This is a genomic window from Chitinophaga alhagiae (assembly GCF_003568665.1).
Lineage (GTDB): Bacteria > Bacteroidota > Bacteroidia > Chitinophagales > Chitinophagaceae > Chitinophaga > Chitinophaga alhagiae.
In genome coordinates, this window is record NZ_QXMH01000006.1 from 57,389 (window position 1) to 82,996 (window position 25,608).

Annotated in this window: 16 protein-coding genes; 11 read left to right on the plus strand and 5 right to left on the minus strand. The window is 54.5% G+C overall.

Annotated features, from left to right (window positions below; genetic code table 11):
• Nucleotides 1-103: 103 nt before the first annotated feature.
• On the minus strand, nt 104-1,042 hold the full coding sequence (locus D3A97_RS23710) for a helix-turn-helix transcriptional regulator (RefSeq protein WP_119081062.1): 939 nt from the start codon (nt 1,040-1,042) through the stop codon (nt 104-106).
• Nucleotides 1,043-1,409: 367 nt separating this feature from the next.
• Between D3A97_RS23710 and D3A97_RS23715 the strand changes: the two genes are divergently transcribed.
• Nucleotides 1,410-3,617 (plus strand): ATP-binding cassette domain-containing protein, encoded by a 2,208-nt coding sequence (locus D3A97_RS23715; protein WP_119081063.1) that lies wholly within the window; start codon nt 1,410-1,412, stop codon nt 3,615-3,617.
• A 57-nt stretch (nt 3,618-3,674) separates the two neighbouring features.
• On the opposite strand, the gene D3A97_RS23720 is transcribed toward D3A97_RS23715, so the two are convergent.
• The 3 genes from D3A97_RS23720 to D3A97_RS23730 all read right to left on the minus strand — a co-directional run bounded on the left by D3A97_RS23720 (nt 3,675) and on the right by D3A97_RS23730 (nt 6,817).
• A complete protein-coding gene (locus tag D3A97_RS23720) occupies nt 3,675-4,577 on the minus strand; it encodes a sugar phosphate isomerase/epimerase family protein (protein WP_198674158.1) in 903 nt (300 codons plus the stop codon).
• A 163-nt stretch (nt 4,578-4,740) separates the two neighbouring features.
• Entirely contained in the window at nt 4,741-5,151 is a 411-nt protein-coding gene (locus D3A97_RS23725) for a VOC family protein (protein WP_119081065.1), read from the minus strand.
• A 79-nt stretch (nt 5,152-5,230) separates the two neighbouring features.
• A complete protein-coding gene (locus D3A97_RS23730) occupies nt 5,231-6,817 on the minus strand; it encodes a calcineurin-like phosphoesterase C-terminal domain-containing protein (protein ID WP_119081066.1) in 1,587 nt (528 codons plus the stop codon).
• A 243-nt stretch (nt 6,818-7,060) separates the two neighbouring features.
• Between D3A97_RS23730 and D3A97_RS23735 the strand changes: the two genes are divergently transcribed.
• The 6 genes from D3A97_RS23735 (at nt 7,061) to D3A97_RS23760 (ending at nt 18,685) form a co-directional block, all read left to right on the plus strand.
• Nucleotides 7,061-7,408 carry a hypothetical protein gene (locus tag D3A97_RS23735; RefSeq protein WP_119081067.1) on the plus strand — a complete coding sequence of 116 codons (348 nt, stop codon included), beginning with the start codon at nt 7,061-7,063 and terminating at the stop codon, nt 7,406-7,408.
• A gap of 92 nt (nt 7,409-7,500) precedes the next feature.
• Nucleotides 7,501-8,916 (plus strand): TolC family protein, encoded by a 1,416-nt coding sequence (locus D3A97_RS23740; protein WP_198674159.1) that lies wholly within the window; start codon nt 7,501-7,503, stop codon nt 8,914-8,916.
• Nucleotides 8,917-8,940: 24 nt separating this feature from the next.
• Nucleotides 8,941-13,251: an efflux RND transporter permease subunit gene (locus D3A97_RS23745; protein WP_119081069.1), complete on the plus strand. Its 4,311-nt coding sequence runs from the start codon at nt 8,941-8,943 to the stop codon at nt 13,249-13,251.
• Between the two features lie 62 nt (nt 13,252-13,313).
• Nucleotides 13,314-14,963 (plus strand): arylsulfatase, encoded by a 1,650-nt coding sequence (locus D3A97_RS23750; protein ID WP_119081070.1) that lies wholly within the window; start codon nt 13,314-13,316, stop codon nt 14,961-14,963.
• Nucleotides 14,964-14,976: 13 nt separating this feature from the next.
• Complete coding sequence (locus D3A97_RS23755; RefSeq protein WP_119081071.1) at nt 14,977-16,341, plus strand: sulfatase family protein; 1,365 nt, start codon at nt 14,977-14,979, stop codon at nt 16,339-16,341.
• Nucleotides 16,342-16,345: 4 nt separating this feature from the next.
• Complete coding sequence (locus tag D3A97_RS23760; protein ID WP_119081072.1) at nt 16,346-18,685, plus strand: alpha/beta fold hydrolase; 2,340 nt, start codon at nt 16,346-16,348, stop codon at nt 18,683-18,685.
• Here D3A97_RS23760 and D3A97_RS23765 read toward each other — a convergent pair.
• Nucleotides 18,682-19,422, minus strand: a complete 741-nt coding sequence (locus D3A97_RS23765) for a rhomboid family intramembrane serine protease (protein WP_119081073.1) — start codon at nt 19,420-19,422, stop codon at nt 18,682-18,684. The two genes, D3A97_RS23760 and D3A97_RS23765, sit on opposite strands and share 4 nt — an antisense overlap.
• A gap of 118 nt (nt 19,423-19,540) precedes the next feature.
• Between D3A97_RS23765 and D3A97_RS23770 the strand changes: the two genes are divergently transcribed.
• The 4 genes from D3A97_RS23770 (at nt 19,541) to D3A97_RS23785 (ending at nt 25,606) form a co-directional block, all read left to right on the plus strand.
• On the plus strand, nt 19,541-19,729 hold the full coding sequence (locus tag D3A97_RS23770; RefSeq protein WP_262697068.1) for an FAD-dependent oxidoreductase: 189 nt from the start codon (nt 19,541-19,543) through the stop codon (nt 19,727-19,729).
• A 204-nt stretch (nt 19,730-19,933) separates the two neighbouring features.
• Nucleotides 19,934-20,368 (plus strand): DoxX family protein, encoded by a 435-nt coding sequence (locus D3A97_RS23775; RefSeq protein WP_119081075.1) that lies wholly within the window; start codon nt 19,934-19,936, stop codon nt 20,366-20,368.
• A gap of 535 nt (nt 20,369-20,903) precedes the next feature.
• Complete coding sequence (locus D3A97_RS23780) at nt 20,904-21,365, plus strand: hypothetical protein (RefSeq protein WP_157986731.1); 462 nt, start codon at nt 20,904-20,906, stop codon at nt 21,363-21,365.
• A gap of 32 nt (nt 21,366-21,397) precedes the next feature.
• Nucleotides 21,398-25,606, plus strand: a complete 4,209-nt coding sequence (locus D3A97_RS23785; RefSeq protein WP_119081077.1) for an Ig-like domain-containing protein — start codon at nt 21,398-21,400, stop codon at nt 25,604-25,606.
• The last annotated feature ends 2 nt before the right edge of the window (nt 25,607-25,608 follow it).

Sequence of the window (25,608 nt, forward strand, 5' to 3'; positions counted from 1 at the left end):
CTAAAATTTTAGTAGAAAATAAAAGTTGCGGGCACATCCCTTCATAGCAGCTATGGGAGCAGGCGCTGCGGGGTTGTATCTGTTTTCCGGTAAAAGCGGCACATCAACGTTTCAGCTCGCTGGGTAAATACCCGAAGTGTTTCCTGAACGCGCGGGTAAAGCTGTACGGCTCACTGTAGCCCACACTGTAAGCGGCCTCCAGTACGGTGCAGCGGCTGTTGAGCAGCAACTGGCGGGCATAGTTCATTTTCAGTTCGTTGAGGTAGCCGAACACGGTGGTATGGAACAGTTCCCGGAAACCTTTCTTCAGCTTGAACTCGTTCAACCCGCTTTCTCTTGATATCTGCTGCAGGCTGAGCGTTTCAAACATATGCTGCCTGATGTAAGCCTTGGCGGCGTGCAGCCGGTCTATGTCCGTTGCCGCCAGTTGCACGGGCGGCATGCCTTTCAGCTCTTCCGCCTGCTCCGCCTGCAGCAGGAACAGTTCTACAATTTTGGATTCCAGGTACAGCTGCCGCATCTGCCCGGTAAAACCGCAATGCGCCATGTCCCGTATCAGTGACAGCTGGCGCGCCGTAACCGCCATGGGGCCGGGCGCAATATCCGCTTCCCGGCCGGCATGCACCTTGTCCCAGAAACGTTTCAGGCAGTCCATGTCCTCCATGTACAACCGGCGGAAAAAGGATTCTTCCAGTATGACCCCGAAATTGCTGACCCTGGGGCTGTTGAGCAGGTAGTACCCTTCAAAGCGGGGCGTGTAGCAGAGTATGTGCTGTTGGCCTTTCAACATGTAGGAGTCATTGGTTTCCGGCTGGGAGCCGGTATCTCCTTCCAGTGAAAAATACATGGCCAGCATCGGCTTTTCCTGCCGCTCCCGCATCCTTACCTCCTGCTGCTGTTCACTGCTGGCAAAAAAAACGGACGCGCCGGGCAGATAGTCTTCTTTCACAACAATGCGGCTGCTGGCGCCCCTGTCATCAATATAATGATATTCCCTGCCGCCTTCCGGGAACAGCCTCGGGTGCATATCTTTTTTGCTCATAAATGGTAATGGAAATAAGGGTGAAAAGGTAGCACTTTTTTGCCGCCCCGCGAAAAAAGAAGGGGAAAAATCCGTTCCTGCGGGTTAAAAATCCCGCGCGGAGGGGCCGCTTTTTTTGTACCGGCGCATCTTTGCCGAAACCCGATCTATGGTGGAAGTTTTTTCAACAAATGTTTTGCAGCCTGCGGATGCTGCCAGAATGGAATCCTTATGCGCGGCGGCATTTCCCGGTTGCACCTGCAATTTTGACCTGGAAGACTGCGATAAAATTTTCCGGATATGCTCCGCGGAAGATATCACCCAAAAGGTGATCGCCCTTTTCAGACAGCACAATTTTACCTGTTCCGTACTTTCTTAAAACACTACTATGCAACAATCATTTATCGAGATCAGGGGCGCGCGGGAAAACAACCTGAAAAATGTGAGCCTGCGCATTCCCCGGGGCAGCATCACCGTGTTCACCGGCGTATCCGGCTCGGGCAAAAGCTCGCTGGCCTTTGAGACTATTGGGGCCGAAGCCCGGCGCCAGCTGAACGAGACCTTTACCACCTTTGTGCAGAACTTCCTGCCAAGGGCCAAAAAGCCCGACGCTGACGCTATTGAGAACCTTTCTACCGCCATTGTGATAGACCAGAAAAAGATCGGCGGCAACTCCCGCTCCACCGTAGGTACCATTACAGATATCTACTCCCTGGTGCGCCTGTTGTTTTCCCGGGCAGGCCAACCGTATGCCGGTTATTCCAACGCCTTTTCCTTTAATGACCCCGCCGGCATGTGCCCTGCCTGCAACGGCCTGGGAAAGCGTGTGGAAGCCAACCTGAACAAGGTCTTTGACAAAAACCTTTCCCTCAACGAAGGCGGTATTCTCTTTCCCATTTTCAACACCGGCTCCTGGTACTGGAATACCTATGCCCACTCCGGCCGGTTTGACCTGGACAAGAAATTGGGCAATTACACGGAAGAAGAATGGAACGCGCTGCTGTACGGCAAGGAGCCGGAAGGCGTAATTGAACGGTTTAACCGCATGTACATCAAAAGAGATACCAGCTCTCTGGCAGAATCTACCCTCAGCAACCTTGACCGTTACCTGGTGTACAGCCACTGCAACGTATGCCAGGGCGCCCGCCTAAACCAGGCGGCGCTCAACTGCCGCATCAACGGCTTCAATATTGCAGAGCTGGCCGCCATGGAAATAACGGACCTCATCGGCCACATCCGGCAGATCACAGCACCCGCGGCCGCCACGCTGGCGCCTGCCATTGCTGACAGGCTGCAGCATATGATAGATATCGGCCTGGAATATCTCAGCCTCAACCGGGAAACCGCAACCCTTTCAGGCGGCGAGTCCCAGCGTATCAAAATGGTGCGGCACCTGGGCAGCAGCCTTACGGAAACCATTTACATTTTTGACGAGCCCAGCATTGGCCTGCACCCGCGGGATGTACACCGGCTGAACGAGACCTTGCGCAAGCTGCGGGACAAGGGCAACACGCTGCTGGTAGTGGAGCATGACCCGGAAGTGATCAGAACGGCAGACCACATTGTAGACGTAGGGCCACACGCGGGCACCAAAGGCGGGCAGGTAGTGTACGAAGGGGATGTAGCCGGGCTGCTGCAGGCCCCCACCCTTACCGGCCAATATATGAGCCGCAGCCTGCCGCTCCGGGAAACCTGCCGCCAGGCCACCGGTCATATCTCCATTGCCGGCGCCACCCGCAACAACCTGAAAAATGTCAGCGTGAACATCCCTACCGGCATTTTCACCGTAGTAACAGGCGTGGCCGGTTCCGGCAAAAGTTCGCTGATCAACGGAGCGCTGCTGATGCAGGTACCGGAGGCCGTCAACATAGACCAGTCTGCCGTGAGCACCAACATCCGCTCCAACCCCGCCACGTATACCGGTATTATGGACGACATCCGGCGCCTTTTTGCCAAAGAGAACAAAGTGAACGCAGGGCTCTTCAGCTACAATTCCAAAGGCGCCTGCCCGGATTGTGAAGGCCTTGGTTTTATCTATACAGACCTGGCCTTTATGGAAGCCATCCGCACGCCCTGCGAAACCTGTGGCGGCAAGCGGTTCAGCGCGGAAGTACTGGATTATAGGCTGAAAAACAAATCCATTGCCGATGTACTGGAAATGACCGTGCAGCAGGCGCTGCATTTTTTTGACAAGAAAGAACTGAAAAAACGCCTGCAGGCCATTTACGATGTGGGGCTGGACTATCTCACCCTGGGGCAGCCGCTCAGCACGCTTTCAGGCGGGGAATGCCAGCGCATCAAGCTGGCCGGAGAGCTGCACAAGCAAGGCAGCATTTATGTGCTGGACGAGCCTACCACCGGCCTGCACATGTCTGACGTGGGGCACCTGCTGGCCATTATAGACCACCTCGTTAACGGCGGCAACACCGTGATCGTGATAGAGCACAATGTAGACGTGATCCGTAATGCGGACTGGGTGATAGACATGGGGCCGGAAGGCGGCAGAAAGGGCGGGAACGTGATCTTTGAAGGGCGGCCGGCGGAACTGGTGAATGCGCCGCAGTCACTAACAGGCAGGTATTTGAGAACAAATTGATCCTGCCAGCGGCCGCTTAATGCTTGTTACAGCAATGCATTGCAAAAACCAGCACTATCAGCCATACAACACCTTTCTCACCTTTTCCACAAAAACCGGCACCTTTTCCTTCGGGTCTCCCGGGCCAAGCGTTTCTACCGGCAGGTAGCCGCGGTAACCGCTGGCCTTCACCGCGCTGATGATCTTGTCCAGGTCTGCCGGCGCCGCTTTGCCGTTAATGAACACGTTCTCTTTCAGCTGCCAGTTCACTGCGTATTTTGCGGTTTCCGCAATCTGGCGGTATGGGTCTCCCGTTTGGTAGCTGCCGGTATCAAGAATGAGGCCGAACCAGGGAGACGTGTTCATCCGGCAAATGGTATGTACCTGTTCCGCGGTTTTAATAAAATCGTTGTGGTGCTGCAGGCCTATCATCACGCCATGTTCTTTCCCGAAAGCCACACATTCCTGCACGTGCTCCATCATGCGGGCCGCCACCTGCCCCCATGTTTCACCGGCGGGAGCTTCCGCGCCTGCAAATATCCTGATCACCGGCGCGCCCAGCTTGGAAGCCGCCACCACCCAGTTTTTTACCAACTGCACGTCTGCCTGTCTTTTAGCGGCATCTGCCTGCGTAAAGTCCGTACGTACGCCCGTGCCGCTGATATCCAGCCCCAGCCGGAAGGCCTTTTGTTTGATGTGGTAAATATATTCGTCTGGCGGAACGGCGGGGTAGCCGGGAAAATAATAACCGGTAAGGTCTACCGCGTCCAGCGGCAAAGCGGCGCAAAATTCCAACAGGCCGTCCAGGTCCATGCTGCCGTTGCGCAGCAGCGTATTGAATGAATAGGCATTAAGGCTGAGGCGGAGCTTGTGCGTTGCGGGCAGTGGTTTTGCGGCAGCGGGCAGCCATGCCGCGGGCGCCGCGGCCAGTACGGGAAGGGTAGCCATTGTTTTCAGGAACAACCTGCGGGCTTGTTTCATAACATGGAACATTGGTGTTCCCCTAAATTAAGATTATTTGCTGGTAAAGTGCCGGCAGCGGTGGGTACGGGCGCACACAGCGGCAAGGTGAAGGGGCAAATGGCCCGTAAAGGGAACAACATTTTTGAAGGTCTGGGATGCGGTAAAGATCGTTAACGCCTGATCATTCCTGCAGGTTCAGCTGCCATGAAACTCCGTACCGGTCAGCTATCCAGGTAAATTTTTTGCTGAAGCCGTAGTTGCTGGGCGCCATCATCACACGACCCTGATCAGACAATACGCCGTAGAGCCTGTCCAGCTCCGCTTCATCTTCGCACTGCACATAAATAGACATCGAAGGCGTAAAGTTAAAGGCATGATCGTACATGCTGTCTATGACCATATACTCCTGCCCCGCCAGCAAAAAGGTGGCATGTTTTACGGTGCCTTCGCGGCCGCCCTGCTCACCCGCCTTGAAATATTCCGCATGTTTAACAGAGGAGTCTTTAAACAGCGAAATATACAGCTTCATGGCTTCTTCCGCCTTGCCGAACTGCGGACCGGAGAACATCAGGAATGTGGTTGTTTTTTGCATAACATGGCTGTTTGCCTGCAAGATACTCAAAAAATAAAGGGCGCACCTTCCGGTACACCCTTTTATGGTGGCGTGGAACTTACTTCGGTAGTTCGTAGCGGATCTTGCCGGTTTGTGTGAAAGTTCTGCCGAACATATCTGTGGCACGCACTTCTATAACGTGCTCACCTGCCGGCAAACCTTTGGGAACCGCGCCCCGCCAGAGGTGGGTGCAGTTTTCAGGGTTGGAAGGGCGGCGCCCCGGCAGCAGCTCTTCGGCGGTGTCCCACTTGAACAGCTCCAACGCATAGGCCGGGTCTGCTTCTTCCACATACGTCATCTTCTTCCAGTTACCGTTGCCCACCTTGTATGCTACCTTGCTGCTTTTATCTCCCATGAAAAAGTTGGCAAAAATACCTGCGGCCGTACCTCGCTGCTGGTTCACCACTTTGGGGTGGAACAGTTTGATCTGGTATTCTTTCGGCGCGCCGGCCACTTTATAGTCAATTGTATACTGGTTATTGCTGATGTTCAGGAAGGCGTAGCCGCGCGGCGTACCGTCTCTCATAGTACCGTCGGGCACACCTTTGCCGGTGATGCCACCGGAGTACCAGTCTCCGGACGTAGTGCCGGCGTTATACTCGTGATGCGGTTTCTCCTGGCGCCAGCCGTCCGCCTTTCCGTAAAAGTTCTGGCGCTGCAGGTGGGTATGGGCGGAGAGGGAAAGCGTGTGGGGATAGTCTTTCAGGATGTCGAACAGGCGCTGGCGGTCTGCATTCCTGAACGCGTTCTCTTCGTGGTGCATCAGCGGTATGTGGAACGCCAGTACAATGAGCTTGTCTTTCGGCACCTGCTTCAGATCGTTCTCGATAAAATCCAGCTGGCTTTTGCGAAAACCGCCCCAGTAACCTTTGCCATCCCGCGGATCGGGGTACAGGATATCGTCCAGCACAATGAAGTGTGCGTTACCGTAGTTATAAGCGTAGTTGGCGGGGCCGAAGGAGGCTTCAAAAGACTCGTCAGACAGGGAATCCGCCACGGCGTCGTAGTTCATGTCATGGTTGCCCATCAGATTGTACCAGGGCAGCCCTACTTCTTTGACCGCTTTGATGTAAGGATTGTGCAGGTCTAGGTTGTCTCCCACCAGGTCTCCCAGGCTCAGGCCAAAGGCGATATTGGCAATGCCTCTCACTTCGGCCACAATGCCTTCTGAAAAATACCCGATCTCATCCAGCGTGTATGGTTGCGGGTCTCCAAAAACAAGGGCGGTAAAGTTACCGCTCTCTTCGGAGGGCGTAAGCGGAAAATCTACAGAAGAAGGCAACTTTCCTGTAGGCGCAACGCCTTTGTACTTCAGGGCGGGCGAGCCGGCGGGTTTGTGGATATAATAATACTGCGGTTGCTGCAGTTCGTTCACCGGCACTTTGTAGCCGGAAGGCTTGATCACAAAAAGAATGTTATCGTTGCCTACGGGCAACTGGTAGCGGCCGCGGGCATCTGTTGCCACCACGTCCACCCCGTTGCTCACGGATACATTGGCAATACCTGCTTCTTTCCTGTCTTTTTTGCCGTTGCCGTTCGCATCATGAAACACAAAGCCGGTGGCTGTTTGCTGTGCAAATGAAAGGGCGGCGCCGGTAAGCAGGAAAAATGCGGTTAACCGCGCCGTTTTGCTGAACCTGTTCATGGAGATTTTTTTGGGGCGTAAAGAATGCATTTTATTTTCTTGCAGGGCCTTATTACGAGTTAAGTTTTTATTAAGAATAAAAAATCCGGCGTCCTTATAGACCTTTGACGGGGCTGCTCATCCATATATTCTGCCGCTGATCAAGAATACAAAAATTCCTGCCGAAAAAGTTTTTACTTGAAACTGAAATAAAGGTTGATGTGAATGCGTAATTACCGGCGGAGTTGGCAAAGCTATATTTTATTGTTTGCTCTTTTTTTCAAATCGCTGATACTAGGGTCTGTTTTCACGCTGGCGGTACACAACATCTGCCTTGACAGGCTATTGTCTGAAGATTACGGCTGGCAGCAGAACTTCAGCAAACAGCGGAAAAGGAAAGAAGAGAACAGCTCGGTTACCGTTTACCAGGCCGCGGAAGAAGCCGCCGCAGCCACCTTCAGCATGCGGCAAATACCGTTGCTGCCCTCCCTTGTCCGCCTGGTCAGGAGCTTTACGGCTTCCGTTATAAAGAACATAATTCCCGCAGACCGTTTTATTACACGTTATATTCCTGAAAAGATCTTCCTCTACCATTGCGTCCTGCTCAGATAGAGACGCGCGCTTCCTTTTTTTTAAGATCAGTTAATTGAACGCCGCATGGTTACCACGTGCGGTATTGGGATTTTATCTATATGCTAGTACTTATGAAAAAAAGAACCTGGGGATGGATGCTCTTTTCCACGTTGGTCATTTCCCTGCCGGCATCCGCCATAGGCCCCACTTCCAGAGACACGGCCAGCCTGCTCGACCTGAAAGAGGCGCTGGCCATCAGCTTACAACACTACCCTTCTATCAAGGCAAGGGCCGCGGCGCAGGATGCCGCCGGGCAAGACCTGCTTGCCGCCAGAACGGAGTTTCTGCCGCAGGTGATCGTGCAGGACCAATACCTTTTTTCCAGCACCAACAACGTGCAGGGCACCACGTTCTCCAACGGCGGCACTACCTTGTCCGTTACCGGCGGCGTTCGGGACCAGAACATTTACCAGGGTGTGTGGACCAGCTACGCCACGCTGCTGGTAGACTGGAAAATATTCACCTTTGGCCGTATAAAAGCCAATGTACAAGTGGCCGGTACCGCGCTGGAACGGAGCCGCGCGGAGCTGGAGAACGAAATGTTCCAGCAGCAGGTGAAAGTAGCAGACGCCTACCTGTTGCTGATAGCCATGCAGCAATTCGTGACCACACAGGAGCAGAACCTGGAAAGGGCGGAAACCTTCCGGTCCGCCATCCTGGCCAATACCATGAACGGCCTGCGCCCGGGCGCGGACTCGTCTCTTGCCAACGCGGAAGTGGCCAAAGCCCGCCTCTCGCTGCTGCAGGCCATGCAGGAAGCGCGCTCCCAGCGTGTACGCCTGGCGCAGCTGATGGGCGTGCAGGACCATCACTGGGAAATAGACACCGTACACCTCAGCAACACCATTCCTGACGTAGGCGGCCACCCGGCGTCAGTAGACACGCTCCGCTCCCCCCTGCTCCGGTATTACCGTTCCCTGGTTACGCAGCAGGCGTCTCGGGCCACCGCTACCCGGCTGAACCGCTACCCTTCCCTGAGCCTGCTTTCCGCCGGTTGGGCGCGCGGCAGCGGTATAGACAATGTAAGCAACCACCTCAACAGCGGCCTGTGGGACGGCATTCGCCCGCGCGCGCTCAACTACATGTTTGGCGTGGCCTTCCGGTGGAACATGCTGTCTGTTCCGCAGGTAAAGCGGCAATACGAAGGAGAGCTGAAACGCCTGGCCGCCACCCGCTTTCTGCTGAACGAGGCCACACTGAAAGCCTCCGCCCAGCTGGAAAACGCCCGCCTGCGGCTGGAAACAGCGCTGGAGCAGGTAAAGCAGGCGCCGCTGCAATACAACGCGGCCATGCAGGCCTACCTGCAATCCCAGGCACGCTACCGCTCCGGCCTTTCTACCCTGCCGGAACTGTACCAGGCGCTGTACACCCTCAACAGGGCGGCGGCAGACCAGCTGACAGCCTACAACAACGTATGGAGAGCAGTATTGATGGAAGCGGCCGCGGCCGGAGACCTTTCCATCTTCACCCAACAGCTTCCCTACTAATTACTCAACATTAAAAGCGTACATATGGACATCGTTACAGGCGCGCTGAAGAAACCCATCGCCACTATCATACTGGTACTGGGCATGCTGATATTTTCCGTGATCTCGATACCCAAGATACCGGTAGACATTTTCCCCGGCCTGAACCTTCCTACCATTTACATCATTGAATCTTACGGCGGCATGTCCGCCCAGCAAATGGAAGGTTTTTTCTCCACCCGGTTGCAAGACCAGTTCCTGTACGTAAACGGCGTCAGGAACATTGAAAGCAAAAACATACAGGGCCTCACCATGATCAAGCTCAGTTTCTACGAGGGCACAGACATGGCCGAAGCCTCCGCCCAGGTAGCCCTGCAGGTGAACCGGGCCATGAAGTTCTTTCCACCCGGGGCGCTGCCGCCACAGGTGGTGCGGTTCGACGCTTCTTCGCTGCCCGTGGGGCAACTGGTTTTCTCCGCCCCCGGCAGGTCTCTCAAGGAGATATATGACCTGGCCGCCACGCGGGTGCGCCCCATGTTCTCTACCGTAAAAGGGCTGAGCGCCCCGCCGCCCTTCGGCGCCAACTCCCGCTCGCTGCTGGTGAATGTAGACCCCGCCAAACTGCGGAGCTTCGGCATTTCTCCGGATGACGTGGTGAACGCTATTGCCAAATCCAACGTGATGTCTCCCTCCGGCAACCTGCGCATGAACAACACCATGTACCTCACTACCATCAACACCTTGCAGAAAACCGTGGAAGAGTTCAGCCGCATTCCACTGAAAAGCAAGCCTGGCGCCACCGTGTACGTGAGTGACGTAGCCAGGGTAACAGACGGGATGGACATGACGGTAGATTACGCCCTGGTAAACGGTAAACGCTCCGTATACATCCCCGTGGTAAAAACTGCGGACGCCTCTACCTGGCAGGTGGTGAAAGACCTGAAGGCCCGCATCCCCGAAATGCAAAGCCTGCTGCCGGACGATGTGCGGCTGAGTTACGAGTTTGACCAGTCCGTTTTCGTAGCCAACTCCGTGAAAAGCCTCATCTTCGAAGGCGCGCTGGGCGCGCTGCTCACCGGCCTGGTGGTGCTCCTCTTTCTGCGGGACCTGCGGAGCAGCCTGGTGGTGATCATCACTATTCCCGTGTCCATCCTTACCGCCGTGTTATGCCTGAAGCTCTTCGGGCAAACCATCAACATCATGACCCTCAGCGGGCTGGCGCTGGCCGTGGGCATCCTCGTAGACCAGGCCACGGTAACTATCGAGAACATTCACCAGCACCTGGAAATGGGCAAACCCAAGGAAGAGGCCATTTACGATGCCTGCAAGGAGATCGCCTTCCCCCTGCTGCTGATACTGCTGTGCATTCTGGCCGTATTTGCCCCAGCGTTCATCATGACGGGCATTCCCCGCGCCATGTTCCTGCCGCTGTCACTGGCCATCGGTTTTGCCATGATCATCTCTTACATACTGGCGCAAAGCCTGGTGCCCGTAATTTCCAACTGGCTGTTGAAAGAAGAGAAATTCCGTTACAAGCACGGGCAGTTGCACGCACATGCCGGGGAGGCCATGAACGAGGCCGAGATCAGGCAGGTAAACGAACACCTGCAACATGAGCGGGAAGAGCCGGAAAAGAACGACGGGTTTGAAAGGACCAAGCTGCGGTTCATGAAGGTGCTGGAAGGGCTGATGCGGCGGCGGGCGCTTGTGATATCGCTATACCTGGCGGCTGTGCTGGGCCTCTCCGCTTTCTGTTACATGACCATCGGGAAAGACCTGATGCCCCGCGTGAACGGTTCGCAGTTCCAGATCAGGCTGAAAGCGCCGGACGGCACCCGCCTGGAGCGCACGGAAGCCCTGCTGAAAAGAACGCTGGCCATCATAGACACCACGGTAGAACACCACGTAAGCATGAGCTCCGCCTACGTAGGACTGATACCCAGCAGCTACGGCACCAGCAACCTGTACATTTTCAACACCGGCACGCATGAGGCCGTAATGCAGGTGCAGCTGGACCCAAAGTACAAGGTGAACATGGACGAGCTGAAAGACGTGCTGCGCCGGAACATAGCCACCCGCCTCCCGGGCGTGAGGGTTTCCTTTGAGCCAATAGACATGACGGAAAAGATCATGAGCCAGGGCGCCGCCACACCTATAGAAGTGCGGGTAGCCGGTAAAGACATGAACGAGCTGGCCGGGTATGCAGACAGCATTGTACGTAAAATGAGAACCATTCCCTACCTGCGCGACGTGCAGATTGCGCAGCCGCTGAAGTTCCCGGTGATAGACATCACCATAGACCGGCAAAAGGCCGCGCAATGGGGCGTTACGGTAGAAGAAATAGCCAAGTCCGTAACGGCCAGCACCTCCTCCAGCCGTTTTACGCAAAAAATACAGTGGCTGGACGAAAGAGTGGCCTACACCTACCAGGTGCAGGTACAGGTACCGGAATACGTGATGAGCACGCTTGACGAGCTGAAGCAGATACCGCTCACCAAAGGCAGCGGCCGGCCCATACTCTCAGACGTTGCCGCCTTCTCCACCAAAGAAACGCCCGGGCAATATGACAGAACAGGCCCCCGCCGCTTTCTCACCATCAATGCCAATATTCACCAGACGGACCTGGGCACGGCCACGGCAGACGTACAGCGCATCCTGCAGGGCATGGGCACGCCGCCCAAAGGTGTAAAAACAGAGCTGCTGGGCCTTTCAGCCCTCTTTAACGAAACCATGGAAGGGCTGCAGACCGGGTTGCTGTTTGCCGTACTGGTAATATTCCTGCTGCTGGCGGCCAACTACCAGTCTCCCCGCCTCTCCCTGACCGTGCTCATTACCGTGCCCGCCGTTATACTCGGCGCGCTGCTGATGCTGCTGGCCTTTGGCTCTACGCTCAACCTGCAATCTTACATGGGCATCATTATGTCTATTGGCGTATCCGTGGCCAATGCCATCCTGATAGTGACCAACGCGGAGCAACTGCGCCTGAGTTACAAAGACGCGCGCAGGGCCGCTGTTACGGCGGCGGCTATACGCCTCCGCCCCATCCTTATGACCAGCCTGGCCATGATTGCCGGTATGGTGCCAATGGCCGCCGGCATGGGCGAAGCGGGCGAACAAAGCGCGCCGTTGGGCCGCGCCGTGATAGGCGGGCTGATAGCCTCCACCCTCGCCGCCTTGTTCATACTGCCGCTCGCTTTTGCGGCCATACAAAGAAAAACGAAGTTCGAAAGCCCGTCTCTCTGGCCGGGAAGAAAAAAAGAAAAATTTACAGCCATGCAAAAAATTGCCAGCATACTGATTGCCGTGGTATTGCTCACCAGCGCCTGCGGAGAAACAAAAAAACCGGTAGACCTGTCTGCCGGCAAACATCAACAAGGGCAATATGAACTGACCGCTGTTACCAGCCGCCCGCTCACTTCCGTGGTAAAACTGCCCGGCGAGTTCAAGCCGTTCGAGACCGTGGCCATTTACCCGAAAGTGACCGGCTTTGTGAAAGAAATACCCGTAGACATGGGTACACCCGTAAAAAAAGGACAGGTGCTCATGACGCTGGAAGCGCCCGAGGTAGAACAGAACCTGCAAGCCGCCAAAGCGCGGCTGGCACAAACGCAGGCCATTTACCTGAACAGCAAGGACCGCTATGAAAGGATCAAAAAAACCGCCGCCACGCCCGGCGCCATTTCTCCCTTTGAGCTGGAAAGCGCCAAATCCAAAATGAAAGCGGATGAAGCAACGCTGGAAGCCGAAAAGGCCAACGTGGCCACGTTTGAGACCGCCAAAGGCTACCTCACCGTTACCGCGCCGTTTGACGGCATCATTACCGAAAGGAACATTCACTCCGGCGCCCTTGTTGGCCCGGACACTAAAAGCGACAAACCGGTGCTGGTGCTGCAGCAGGCCAATCGCCTGCGGCTGGTGGTATACGTGCCCGAGTCTCTCTCCGGGAACGTGGATGAAAAGGGCGCCGTGCATTACGAGATCAACGGCAAGCCCGGCGTGCTGTACCATACCCGTATAACCCGCTACGCAGGCGCCATCAGCACCGGCATGCGGTCTGAAGCGTACGAAATGGACGTGAATGCCGCCAACGGTACGGTGAAGCCCGGCATGTTCGCCGAAGTGCAAATGGCGCTGAAGGCGGATGCCAATGCATTTGTGGTGCCGGCCAGTACAATTGTGAACAGCACCACCGGAAAATATCTCATAGGCGTCAATAACCACGTAACGCATTTTATACCAGTGAAAGAAGGGCTCCGCGCGCATGACAGTACCGAAGTGTTCGGCAACCTGACAGGAGACGAAAAGATATTGCTGAGGCCTACAGTAGATATGGAAGAAGGAATGCGGCTGGAATAAATACGACTAGAATAATACACGCGTTCGCGTATCTTTAGTGATGGAACAATAACGCCTGTACAATGAAGCTCAAATTGCTGAACCTGCTGCTGCTGGGCAGCCTAAGCCTTCCGGCCGCGGCGCAGCAGCGGCCCAACATTGTGCTGATCATGGCAGATGACCTGGGGTACTCAGACCTGGGCTGCTATGGCGGCGAAATACAAACACCCCACCTGGATTCGCTGGCGGCCAACGGCCTGCGCTTCAGCCGCTTTTACAATACTTCCCGCTGCTGCCCTACACGGGCGGCGCTGCTCACCGGCGTTTACAACCACCAGGCCGGCATTGGCCAGATGACGGCAGACCGGCAGTTGCCGGGCTACCGGGGCGCCTTGTCCGCCAACACGGTAACGCTGGCGGAAGTATTAAAAGCAGCCGGGTACCGTACGGCCATGGTAGGCAAATGGCATGTGTCCAACACGTTGGAACAACCCGGTAAAGAAGCGCAGTTGCAGTGGCTCAACCACCAAACGGAACACCCGCTGTTTTCCCCGCTTGCCCAGTACCCCACTCATCGCGGCTTTGAAAAGTATTACGGCAACATATGGGGCGTGGTAGATTTCTTTGATCCCTTCAGCCTGGTAAACGGCACGCAGCCGGTTGCCACCGTGCCCACCGGTTATTACCATACAGACGCCATACATGATACCGCCGTCAGCTACATCCGGGAACTGGCGGGGAACAACAGTCCCTTCTTCCTCTACATAGCTGAAACGGCGCCACACTGGCCGCTGCATGCCCTCCCGGAAGACATTCAGCAATACGACAGCGTGTACCGCCAGGGCTGGGATGTCATCCGCGAAGCACGGTACCGGAAAATGACCACGCTGGGTTTGATCAACCCGGCTACCGCGCCGCTTTCTCCCCGGCAAGACAGTGCGCAGCAATGGCGCAACAATCCCCACCGGGAATGGGATGCCAGGGCCATGGCCGTACATGCCGCCATGGTAGACCGGATGGACAGGGGAATTGGCCGCGTGGTAAACGCCCTGCGCCAGGCGGGCGTGCTGGATAACACGCTCATCATCTTTTTGAGCGACAATGGCGCCAGCCCCGAGAATGCCGCCGGCTACGGCCCCGGCTTTGACCGCCCCGGCAGTACCCGGAGCGGCGAAAAGATCGTTTACCCGGCAGGCAAAAACGTGATGCCCGGCCCGCAAACCACCTTTGCTTCCATTGGCCCGCTGTGGGCCAACGTAGCCAATACGCCCTACCGGTATGCCAAGGCGGATTCTTATGAAGGCGGCATCCGCACGCCCATGATCGCCTTCTGGCCCAAAGGGATCAAAGCAAAGGGAGATATATCCGGCCGGCTCAGCCATGTGATGGACTTTATGGCCACCTTTGTTGAACTGGCGCAGGCCGCCTATCCCGCATCTTACAACGGCCACACCGTTAAACCCATGCAGGGCCTCAGCATGGCGCCGGTTTTCAGGGGCGCCGGCCAGCAGGGGCATACAGCCCTTTTCAATGAACATATGGGCGCAAAATACGCGCGTACCGGCAAGTGGAAACTGGTGGCACGCCGGGATGGACCCTGGCGCCTGTACCATATCAGCGCAGATGAAACCGAATTGAAAGACCTCTCCGCGCAACACCCTGATGTAGTGAAAAAACTGGAACAACGCTGGCAGCAATGGGCGGAGCAAAACCAGGTGCAGCCTAAACCATAACATACCAACGTTTATGAAAAAAAGTATATCCACAGCCGTTATATGCCTGTGCCTGGCCGCATCTGCCGCCTTTGCGCAGCAAAAGCCAAACATCATCCTGGTGTTGACAGACGATATGGGCGTGGGAGACATTGGCTGCTATGGCGGCAGCCTCGTTCCCACCCCGCACCTCAACAGGATGGCGGCCGAAGGCATCCGTTTTACGCAGTATTACAGCGCCTCTCCCATTTGCTCCCCCTCCCGCGCAGGCCTCCTCACCGGCACCTGTCCCGCCCGGTGGAACATTACCAGCTACCTGCAAACAAAAAAAGGCAACGCGGCCTGCGGGCAGGCTGATTTCCTGACTGCAGACGCGCCTTCCGTGGCAAGACTGCTGAAAAACGCCGGCTATCACACCGGCCATTTCGGGAAATGGCACCTCGGCGGCGGCCGAGACGTAACAAACGCGCCCTCCATTCACGCCTATGGTTTTGATGAATACAGCAGCACCTGGGAAAGCCCCGACCCCGACCCGCTGATCACCGCGGAGAACTGGATATGGTCAAAAACAGACAGCGTCAAACGCTGGGACCGCACCGGCTATTTTGTAGACAGAACGCTGGCTTTCCTGGCCAAACACAAAGGCCAGCCCTGTTTTGTCAACCTCTGGCCAGACGATGTGCATACACCCTGGATAGCGGATGAAGACGATATGCTGCGGGCGCCCCAAGGCGCCCAGGGGCAGCAGCAGTTTGAAGCGGTCATGAAAAACTATGACGTGCAGATAGGCAGGTTACTGGAAGGATTAAAAAAGCTGGGCATAGATCAGCACACCATTGTAATTTTCACGTCAGACAATGGCGCGCTGCCCACGTTCAACACCCGCTCCGGGCAGTACAGGGGCTCCAAGCTGTCTTTGTACGAAGGCGGTATCAGGATGCCCTTCATAGTGCGGTACCCCGGTACAGTAAAAGGCGGCCAGGTAGACAGCGTTTCTGTATTGAGCGCTACAGACATGCTGCCCACCTTCTGCAAGCTGGCCGGTGTTCAACCAGGGCAGCAACCCGCCGTTGATGGCATGGAACGGGCTGAAGTACTGCTGGGAAAACCCTCTGCCCGGGAACGTTCCCTCTTTTGGGAGTACGGGCGTAATGACAGCTCTTTCGGCTACCCGCGCGGGAAAAACCGCAGCCCGGCTGTAGCGGTAAGAGAAGGCAAATGGAAACTGCTGGTGCATGCGGACGGTTCCGGCGCGGAGTTGTATGACCTGGCAACAGACCCCGGCGAGCAACACAATGTAGCCACACAGCATGCCGCCGCAACAACGGAATTAAAGAACAAGGCATTGGGCTGGTACCGCTCACTCCCGCGGCTGGCCCGCACCAACAGTAAAAACTAGTAGGATGACCAGATATGTTTCCGCAGGTATATTCTTTTTGTTGCTTTACAGTAACGCCGCTTTCCCCCAAACCAAAATGGAAAGGCAAAAAAAATACCTGCAAGATGCGCTTACATTCAATATCGAACAACGCTTTCAACCCAATACCCGGAGAATATCCGTGCAGGACAGTACCTGGGCGGACTGGCTGAAAAGGACCGGCGAGCTGCCGCCTGACTTTGAGACCATGCCTTCCGTACCCATGCTTCCCGAGCCTTTAGTGCTTACCCGCAATGGTAAAGATCATCCCATCACCACTAAAGCGCAATGGCAGGAGAAACGGGAATGGATCAAAAAAGAATACAGGCAATGGATATCCGGGCATGCCCCGCCGCCACCCAAAGACATCAAGGTTGAGATCTTGTCCGAACGGACGGAGTACAGATCCAAGGTACAACTGTTGCAACTCAGCTTCGGGCCTGCCTATAAAGGCATCATGACCGTTGAGCTGATGATACCGGAGGGAAAAGGGCCGTTCCCGGTGTATCTAACGCAGTGGACGCACCGTGAATGGGCTTTGCTGGCAGTAAAAAGAGGCTACATCGGTTGTGTGTATGCGGCGTCAGATATAAAAGACGATACAGACCTTTATCAGTTCCTCTATCCTGATTATGATTTCACCCTCCTGATGCGCCGTGCCTGGGGAGCCTCCAGGGTGGTTGACTACCTGTTGACCAGGAAAGAAGTAAAGGCTGACCAGATCGCCATCACCGGGCATTCAAGGAACGGGAAACAATCGCTGTGGGCAGCCGCGTTTGACGAGCGCATAGGCGCTGTAATCTCCAGCAGTTCAAGTACCGGCGGCGATGCCCCCTGGCGCTTCGGGGACCCGCAGTACGCAAGTGAGACCATTGACTATGTAGGGGCATTGCAGGGCCATTGGTTCCATCCGCGGTTGCGGTTCTTTTTTGGCCATGAAGACAAGCTGCCGGTTGACCAGAACCTGCTGGGCGCCGTTATTGCGCCAAGACCGTTGCTGTATCACTATTCCACCGTGGAGCGGGGCCTCAATTCATGGGCCAATGAACAGAATTATTATTCGGTCAAAAAGGTATACGATTTTTTCAATGCATCGGACAAAATAGGCGTGTTGACCCGTATGGGCGAGCATGCCGTTGCCGCCAGGGATGTTGAAAAAACAATTGATTTCCTGAACATACATTTTAAGAAGGCGCCGCAAAAATGGAATAATGTACTGCTCTACCCTTACCAATACCGTGATTGGGAACAACACAATGCGCCGGCCCGTACAGAAGCCGCACACATCAAACCGGTTGTTTTAAGAGACAGCTATAAAGATACAAACGCCTTTAACCGGCACAGGCAGCAGATCACAACCAACCTGGCATGGCTTTTAGGAGAAGCGCCTCCCGGCGTAAAAGCGGTTGATGCAGGTTCCTGGAACAGCCCTAAAGCAGACTGGATCACGAACATTGTTCCCCGGCCCGTGGTGAAGGGAGCCAAAATGATCCATTTAAGCCCGTACTCATCCATCGGCGAACATATAGATGGTGTATTATATTGCCCTGCGGATAAAAAAGGTAACCCGGCAAAGTTCCCCGTGATCATCTATTCTCATCAATATGCTTACTCTACCGGTTTCTCCAAAGGGTATGATAAAAACGGCAGAAATGGCACCGCTGACCTGTTCGCTGAACTGGTCAGCCGCGGGTTTGCCGTGCTGGCCATAGACCTGTTCGGCTTTGGCACCCGTATAGAAGAAGCCACCCAATTCTATCAACGGCACCCGCACTGGTCAAAAATGGGGAAAATGGTCAGGGACCTGCAAAGTTGCATGGATGCCGTAGAAGACCTGGATTACCTGGATGAAAGCCGGATATACCTGTTAGGGAATACCATCGGGGGAAGCCTGTCATTAATAACCGCCGCGCTAGACCAACGCGTAGCAGGCGTGGCAACCGTAGCCGCTTTTTCGCCATGGCGTACCTCCAATAAACAGTATGAAAGCCTGAGAACTTATGCTCACCTGCACGGCTTCATTCCCAGGCTCGGTTTTTTTGCGGAAAATCCCGGGAATGCGCCCGTTGACTTTGGGGAGATACTGGCGGCCGTGGCGCCCAAACCGGTGCTGTTAATTGCCCCGGACGCAGACCGGTATACAGACATAAAAGCCCTGCAAAAGGTGGTGGGGCAGGTAAGTGATGTATATGGCCTGTATGGGCAAAAAAACAGTTTACAGGTAAAATACCCGCATGAGATCAACAGGATGACCAGAGAAATGTACAGCGAAGTGGGCGAGTTTTTTACGCAACTGGCCGGGAGATACATACAAACAGACCGTTAAGCTCCTGACCGGTCATGAACTTCCGCCATGGCGGAAGAATTGCCCGGTTGTGATCTCTTTAACACAGATGCCCATCTGGCGCCGAGGTAAATGGTCACGGCATATACCATAACATCTGAAATATTATTCTTGCATACGAGGAAAAGGCTCAGCAACACAACACCCGCATAGATCTGCCAAAGCGTGGGCTGTATACGGTTGCTCAACCGGAAACGTGTTTTCCCGTATAAAGAAGTGGCAACGGTCATAACACCCAGCACGCCACCGAAAGCACCGTCCATTATTTCTCCGGGGCCTGCAAATATGGGAAAAATGATATGCGCTATATTAAAGGTGAGGGCCGAGATCACAGCGAAGATGAAATACAGCATCACCACTTTTACCGCACCCACCCGGCTTTTCAGGATGTGGCCAAAGAACCACAACATGGTCATGCTGATGAGCAGCTCCGCAAAATTGGAGTGAATGAACTGGTAGGTAACCAGGCTGGCAGACCAGTTGCTCACCACATCATCCGCGTGGGCCGACAATGGCAGGAAATGCCGGAAAAGATCATCTACCTTTCCTTCGCCTAAAGGCGCGTCCAGCGTACCAGCCCAGCCAAGCGCCAGATAAGCGGCATACAACAAAAGGTGTGCTATGATCAGGAGATTCAGCTGGTCTTTAAGCGCAAAAGAGAATTGAAAAGATGTGCCTGATGCCTGCAATTCACGCGTATAAGCATATTTCGCCTTCATAATGCCGGTCTATTTGGTCTGCGCAGTATGTTTCAATAAATGTGCCTAAAATGGCCCCACCGGCGAAAAGCCCCCGTAACGTATCCCTGTCTGCGTACCAACCCGGTGTTAAATAATCCTGAAAAAAGAGGAATGCGGCAACCTGCTGGTACCCGTATGCCTAAGCGCCAGCCATATAGCCTTCGGGGCTATCAGGATGGAGCCTATGTTTATGGTTTTAGGGCAGTCTTCCGCTATTGCGGCGGCGCTGGCTATTGATGGCAAGGTGCGCCTGCATGACCTTCAGTATGAGAAACTAAAACGCTGATAGCCAACCAGCAACGGCTGGCGGTGGAAAAACCCGAATAGGCTGTAATTCAAATCTTAGGATAGCGCGTATCAAAGTATGATACACCCTTTTTTGCAGGTCATCTTGTCGCAATTCCCCCTCAAATTGTCGTATTCACGCATTCCCTCTTTCATGGAAGAGAAATAGTTTTGTATTCAACAAACAAACCTAAAATCTTGAACCATGAAAAAGAATAAGATCATCTTCTGGATTGCCACCATCATCATTGTACTGTGGGACGGTGTGATGCCCGGCCTCACTTCTCATACCGAGATAGCCGTAGAATCTATCAGAAAGTTGGGGTATCCTGACTATTTCAGGGTAATGCTCACCGTGTTTAAAGTGATCGGCGCCATCATCCTGGTACTTCCTTTTGTTCCTGCCCGCGTGAAGGAATGGGCATACGCCGGTTTTGGCATCAGCCTTATCTGTGCTTCCGCAAGCAATGCAGTGGTATATGGTTTTGGCAGCTTTGCCATTTTCCCGCTGGTGATCATGGCCATACTGGTGGTATCTTACATCTACTATCACAAGCTGCTGAATGCGGGCGCCTTTGGGCGTGGGCGCGGCCGCGTGGTGAATGGCGGGTTTGGCAATGCAAGTGCGGTGATACAGTAAAATAATACAGGGAACATAGATATAGCAATGAGGGTGTCTCTTTTTGAGGCATCCTTTTTTTATATATGCCTTGATTGCCGGCTGCACCTATCCAAACAACTTTGTGAAAGAAAATAATTTTAGTTGCTGATAAAGAAAAAAAGTAAATTACACATAGCCAGCCAGCATCAAGAACCAAGCTTTGCAATTGTTTGTTGTTTTAATCCAAAAATCTACCTGATGTTAACATCCCGTTCCTGTACGGGGCAACCATTATATAAGTGTTCATTCATGGATCATTCCCTCTCAATGCACTATAAATTTACTACATCCCTTCCCAGAAAATAATAGAACCCCGGGGTTCTTGCGCGGGTCTATAATATCTCCCACCTTTGCAGTATGATTTTAAAATCACTATATCCTGATACCGTTTTGCTTTTATCTTAAAATACCTGTGGTAATCTGTATGTGAGCACACTCCTATGCCTTTTATTTATTCGTGCTCAATTGCTGACCGCATACACATACACATTCATATTATACCTAAATCCAATTTATGAACAGACCTAGACATGTGAAATGGCTTTTACTTCTATTTTTTGTCATTCAGAGCACCGGCTATTCTTACGCACAATCCGCACCCGCCGCAAAACACCGCTGGTCCTCTCTCTCCATCAAATTCTCCGGCGATCAGGCAAAAAAATACGCCCATCTGCCCCAGGCAGAGTATACGCCGCTTAACCAGCTGGAAAACTGGGCGGCCGGCAAGGCAGTGCAGCAATACGCCAAAGAGGTGAACGGAACGTTCCTGCTGCAGTATATGCTGCTGGTAGACAATAAGGGGGTTATCAGGGAGATCGAAGTCATAAAAACAGACAACGCCCGGCATGCGGATGCCTTAAAGGGGCTGCTGCTGAACACCAAAACACAAGGCCCTTCTTTTGTTCAAAACAAGGCGGTTACCTGCTACGTTCCCTGCGCCATTAAAATAGACGGGCGCCTGGCAACCATTCTTTAATTCTTTCTCTTCCTGGAGAAAAAACGATTTGCATGAAAAAATTATACAAATATCTTTTCATAGGGGCATGCTATGTCCTGCTGTCAACCAATGCGCAAGCGCAGGTGGTGAGCGGCAACGGCTTTCTCAAAGCGGATTTCATAGAAGCCGGCATACAGGCTAACGGTGCTTTTGGCAGTACGGTCAAAAGCCCTGAAAACTTTTTCTATTCTACCAGGCCCGACTTTGAAGGCCGGGTAGGCTTCATTTCCGATGTAGGGAAAGATGGCTGGACGGTTGGATCGCCGGCCTATATTGGCGACTACTTTCTGCCCGGTTCGCCTTACGAAGGCTTTTCGGTACAGGTTGATGGTACTTTGCACCTTAACTCCGGCTGGGGGCACAACGCTATTCCCGGTTCCGTTACAGGCTTCAGCACTACGGATGTAAGCCAAACGGTAGAATGGACGGGCAACATCAACAACCTGGAGGTACGCCAGGAGTTTTCTGTAGAAAAAACTAAAGGGTTCATCCTGGTAAGGGTTTACCTGACCAACAAAGGGACTACAACGCTGAACAATATCTATTATACCCGGGAAGTAGACCCGGATAACGAAGTAGCACAGGGTGGTGATTACAACACGAAGAACGTGATTGAGCAGCAGAACCCCAATGCCATCAGTACGGCCCTGATATCTGCCCAAGGTTTGATGTTTTCATCTTACCTGGGCCTTGGTAGCCGGGATTGCCGGGCAAAGGTATCTGTACCCACCGGCTGGCCCAATGCCAACGGCAGCCAGATATGGGCAGGCACCGGGCAGGCATTGTCAACAGTGGGCAATGTTACGGGAGACAGGGCTATGTCTATCGCATTCAAAGTAGGCAACCTGGCCGCAGGTGAGTCTACCGCACTGGCATTCGCCTACGTACTGAATGCGTCTGACCTGCCTGATGCCATGGACCGTACTGATCCTCTGTTCAATGTAAAGACCACCTCCTACTCTTCCGGCTCCTCCATAGATGTTTGCGCCGGCCAGGAACAGATCGTTGAGGTGGTGAACGGGGATGGGTTTTCCTGGACATGGGCGCCTGCTACCGGCCTGAATACCACCACGGGGTCTTCTGTAAAGGCCACCCTCACCGGGCCCATGACTTATACAGCGTCAGGGGTAAATACCTGTGGTACCACAAGAAGCATCACGATAACCCTAAACCCGGCCATCACCGCCCCGCCTGAAGATGCGGCTGAGATCACCGGCCGTGACACCGTGTTTGCCGGTCTCAATGCCAGCTACAGCATACCCGTCATTGAAGGCGCCAGCAGCTACAACTGGACGCTTCCTCCCGGCGTCACCTTCGTTTCCGGGTACAAGACCAATACTATTACGGTGAACTTCGGCCCCTCCGCCACGGGTGGCAACATCAGCGTAGAGGGCGTCAATGGCTGCGGTACCGGCGCTTCCACCACCATTGAAGTACAAATGGTGAAATTGCCGGCGCCGGTTTCCGCAGGCGGCTCACCCACCAGCATCAAGCAGCCTGTTATTACTGGCAACGCGGAACCTGGCCTGACGGTAACGCTATATAATGGGTCAACCGTTATCGGCTCCGCCGCAACAGATGCGGACGGTAACTATACTATTACGCCAACGTCTTCACTGGCAGTTGGAACACATACCCTCACGGTAAAAGCGAGTGATGGCGCCGGTACTACCAGCAGCGCCAGCGAACCGCTGCTGCTCACCATCACCGCCAAACCTCCCAAACCGGCCACGCCTGTACTGGTATCCGGCAGCAGCCCTTTAAATGAAGGCAAGCCCGGCATCAAAGGCACAGCGCAGCCTAACAGCACGGTTACCGTTTATGAAGACGGCGCGCCTGTAGGCGCCACCACTGCAGACGCTGACGGCAACTGGACCTTTGTGCCGGACAATAACCTGGCAGACGGCCCGCATGAATTGACGGCTACGGCTAAAGATGCGGAAGGCAATGAAAGTGATGCCAGCGATGCGCTGCTGTTCTCCATTGATACGGAGCTTCCGGCCAAACCGGTTATGGCGCTGGCCAGCGGCAGCAGCCCGGTCAGCAATAGCCAGCCTTCCCTGAGCGGTACGGCGGAAGCCAACAGCACCGTCACTATTTATACAGATGGCGTGGAAACAGGCACCGCTACCGCGGATGCTGACGGCAAATGGAGCTTTGCGCTGCCTGCGGCACTGGCAGATGGGCCTTATGTGTTTACAGCTACCGCTACAGACGCTGCGGGCAATGTAAGTGCGGGACCTGCCACCCTGAACATCATTATCGATACGCAAGCCCCTGCCCAGCCGGTAGCGGGATTAACGGAGGGCAGCACCCCGATCAAAAACAACGAGCCGTCCCTGGGTGGCACAGCGGAGCCTAACAGCACCGTTACCATTTACGTGAACGGAACATTAACGGGTACAGCTACCGCAGACGCCGATGGTAACTGGACATACACTATACCCTCCCCCCTGACAGATGGCCCGTACACCATGTACGTGACCACTACGGATGCCGCCGGCAACATCAGCGTTGACAGTGAAACACTGTCAATTACAATAGACACCGAAGCGCCGGCTAAACCCGCTGTTGAGCTGGCGGCCGGTACCAGTCCGCTGAAAAACAACCAGCCTGCCCTGGGCGGCAACGCGGAAGCCAACAGCACCGTTCATATTTATGTGAACGATGTGGAGATGGGTACTGCCATCGCAGACGCATCCGGCAAATGGAGCTACACTTTCCCCTCCGCCCTGCCCGATGGCGCGCACAGCATTACCATTACCGCTGAAGACGCCGCAGGCAACGCCAGCAGTACCAGTGAAAAACTGGATGTGGTGATAGACACCGGTATACCGGCTGCCCCGTCTCTGCCTGTACTGCCCGGCAATAGCAACGGGCATAGCGGCAACAACCAGCCTGCTTTTACCGGCACGGCGGAAGCCAACAGCACCGTCATCATCTATGTAAATGGCGAAGCGGTAGGCACTGCAACGGCAGACGTTACCGGTAAATGGAGCTATACCATTCCGGCCGCCCTCGAAGACGGCAACCACGCCATCACCACTACCGTAACAGATGCCGCGGGCAACACCAGTCCTGCCAGTGAAGCGCTGAACGTTGTGATAGATACGGAAGTACCGGTTGCGCCCTCCGCCCCTGCGCTGTCTGGCAGCAATAATGGCCACAGCAACAGCGGCCAGCCTGCCTTTACAGGTACCGCCGAGGCTAACAGCACCGTAAATATTTATGTAGACGGCGTTGTAGTAGGCACCGCTACCGCGGATGCCAACGGCCAATGGAGCTATACGCTTCCGGCTACACTGGCAGACGGCCCGCATACCATTAGCACCACCGCTACCGATGCAGCGGGCAATACCAGCGCCGCCAGCGAAGCGATCAGCTTCACCGTTGACACCGAAGTGCCGGTTACCGCTCCCCTGCCAGTACTGGCCGGCGAACAGAACGGCAGAACAAAGAACAACACGCCCACATTAAGCGGAACAGCGGAACCTCATACCACGGTTACTATTTATAACAACGGGGAACCTGTTGGAACGGCCGAGGTATCAGCAGACGGTACCTGGAGCTTTACGCCCGGCACCGCGCTGGCCGATGGTGAGAATAGTATTACCACTACCGTAACGGATGCGGCCGGTAATACGAGCGCGCCCGGTGAAGCACTGTTGTTTACCGTTGACACACAGCTACCCGTACCGGTTATCTCGTCTGCCGCTACTGTGGTGAAAGGCCCGTTCCAGGTAGATATTGTGTTTAACGAAGCGGTGGAAGGGTTTGATGTTTCGGCCATCACCCTGTCTAACGGCACCGCATCCGGCTTTACCAGGATCAGTGCTGCGGAGTACCGGATCACTGTAACACCTGTATCTGAAAATGACGTTACCGTGCGGGTAAACACCGGCGCGGTACCCGATCTGGCCGGCAATGGCAACAGGGAGTCTAACATCCTGACCGTTCAAGCAGCGTTCAGCGCAGTGGTTGAAACGGTGTTCCCCAACCCTTCCAGGGGCAAGATCTACATCCGTTACAATGGCGTAGTACCGTCAGCAGGCACCGCCATAATGATCAGCGTATCCGGACAAACCGTGCTCCGGCAGCAGCTCGGGTTTGAAGGCAACATGCTCACGGTAAATGCCGCGGGGCTTGCACCGGGCATCTATGTGCTGATCGTGAACACCAAAAATTATTCTTATAAAACCCGGGTCAGCATTATCCGCTAGGC

Coding starts and splice junctions, on each gene's coding strand:
- D3A97_RS23775 (WP_119081075.1), top strand. CDS start 19,934: ATGAAAAAGAATAAGATCATCTTCTGGATTGCCACCATCATCATTGTA.
- D3A97_RS23765 (WP_119081073.1), bottom strand. CDS start 19,422: ATGAAGGCGAAATATGCTTATACGCGTGAATTGCAGGCATCAGGCACA.
- D3A97_RS23725 (WP_119081065.1), bottom strand. CDS start 5,151: ATGCAAAAAACAACCACATTCCTGATGTTCTCCGGTCCGCAGTTCGGC.
- D3A97_RS23710 (WP_119081062.1), bottom strand. CDS start 1,042: ATGAGCAAAAAAGATATGCACCCGAGGCTGTTCCCGGAAGGCGGCAGG.
- D3A97_RS23780 (WP_157986731.1), top strand. CDS start 20,904: ATGAACAGACCTAGACATGTGAAATGGCTTTTACTTCTATTTTTTGTC.
- D3A97_RS23745 (WP_119081069.1), top strand. CDS start 8,941: ATGGACATCGTTACAGGCGCGCTGAAGAAACCCATCGCCACTATCATA.
- D3A97_RS23755 (WP_119081071.1), top strand. CDS start 14,977: ATGAAAAAAAGTATATCCACAGCCGTTATATGCCTGTGCCTGGCCGCA.
- D3A97_RS23730 (WP_119081066.1), bottom strand. CDS start 6,817: ATGAACAGGTTCAGCAAAACGGCGCGGTTAACCGCATTTTTCCTGCTT.
- D3A97_RS23720 (WP_198674158.1), bottom strand. CDS start 4,577: ATGAAACAAGCCCGCAGGTTGTTCCTGAAAACAATGGCTACCCTTCCC.
- D3A97_RS23750 (WP_119081070.1), top strand. CDS start 13,314: ATGAAGCTCAAATTGCTGAACCTGCTGCTGCTGGGCAGCCTAAGCCTT.
- D3A97_RS23760 (WP_119081072.1), top strand. CDS start 16,346: ATGACCAGATATGTTTCCGCAGGTATATTCTTTTTGTTGCTTTACAGT.
- D3A97_RS23715 (WP_119081063.1), top strand. CDS start 1,410: ATGCAACAATCATTTATCGAGATCAGGGGCGCGCGGGAAAACAACCTG.
- D3A97_RS23740 (WP_198674159.1), top strand. CDS start 7,501: ATGAAAAAAAGAACCTGGGGATGGATGCTCTTTTCCACGTTGGTCATT.
- D3A97_RS23785 (WP_119081077.1), top strand. CDS start 21,398: ATGAAAAAATTATACAAATATCTTTTCATAGGGGCATGCTATGTCCTG.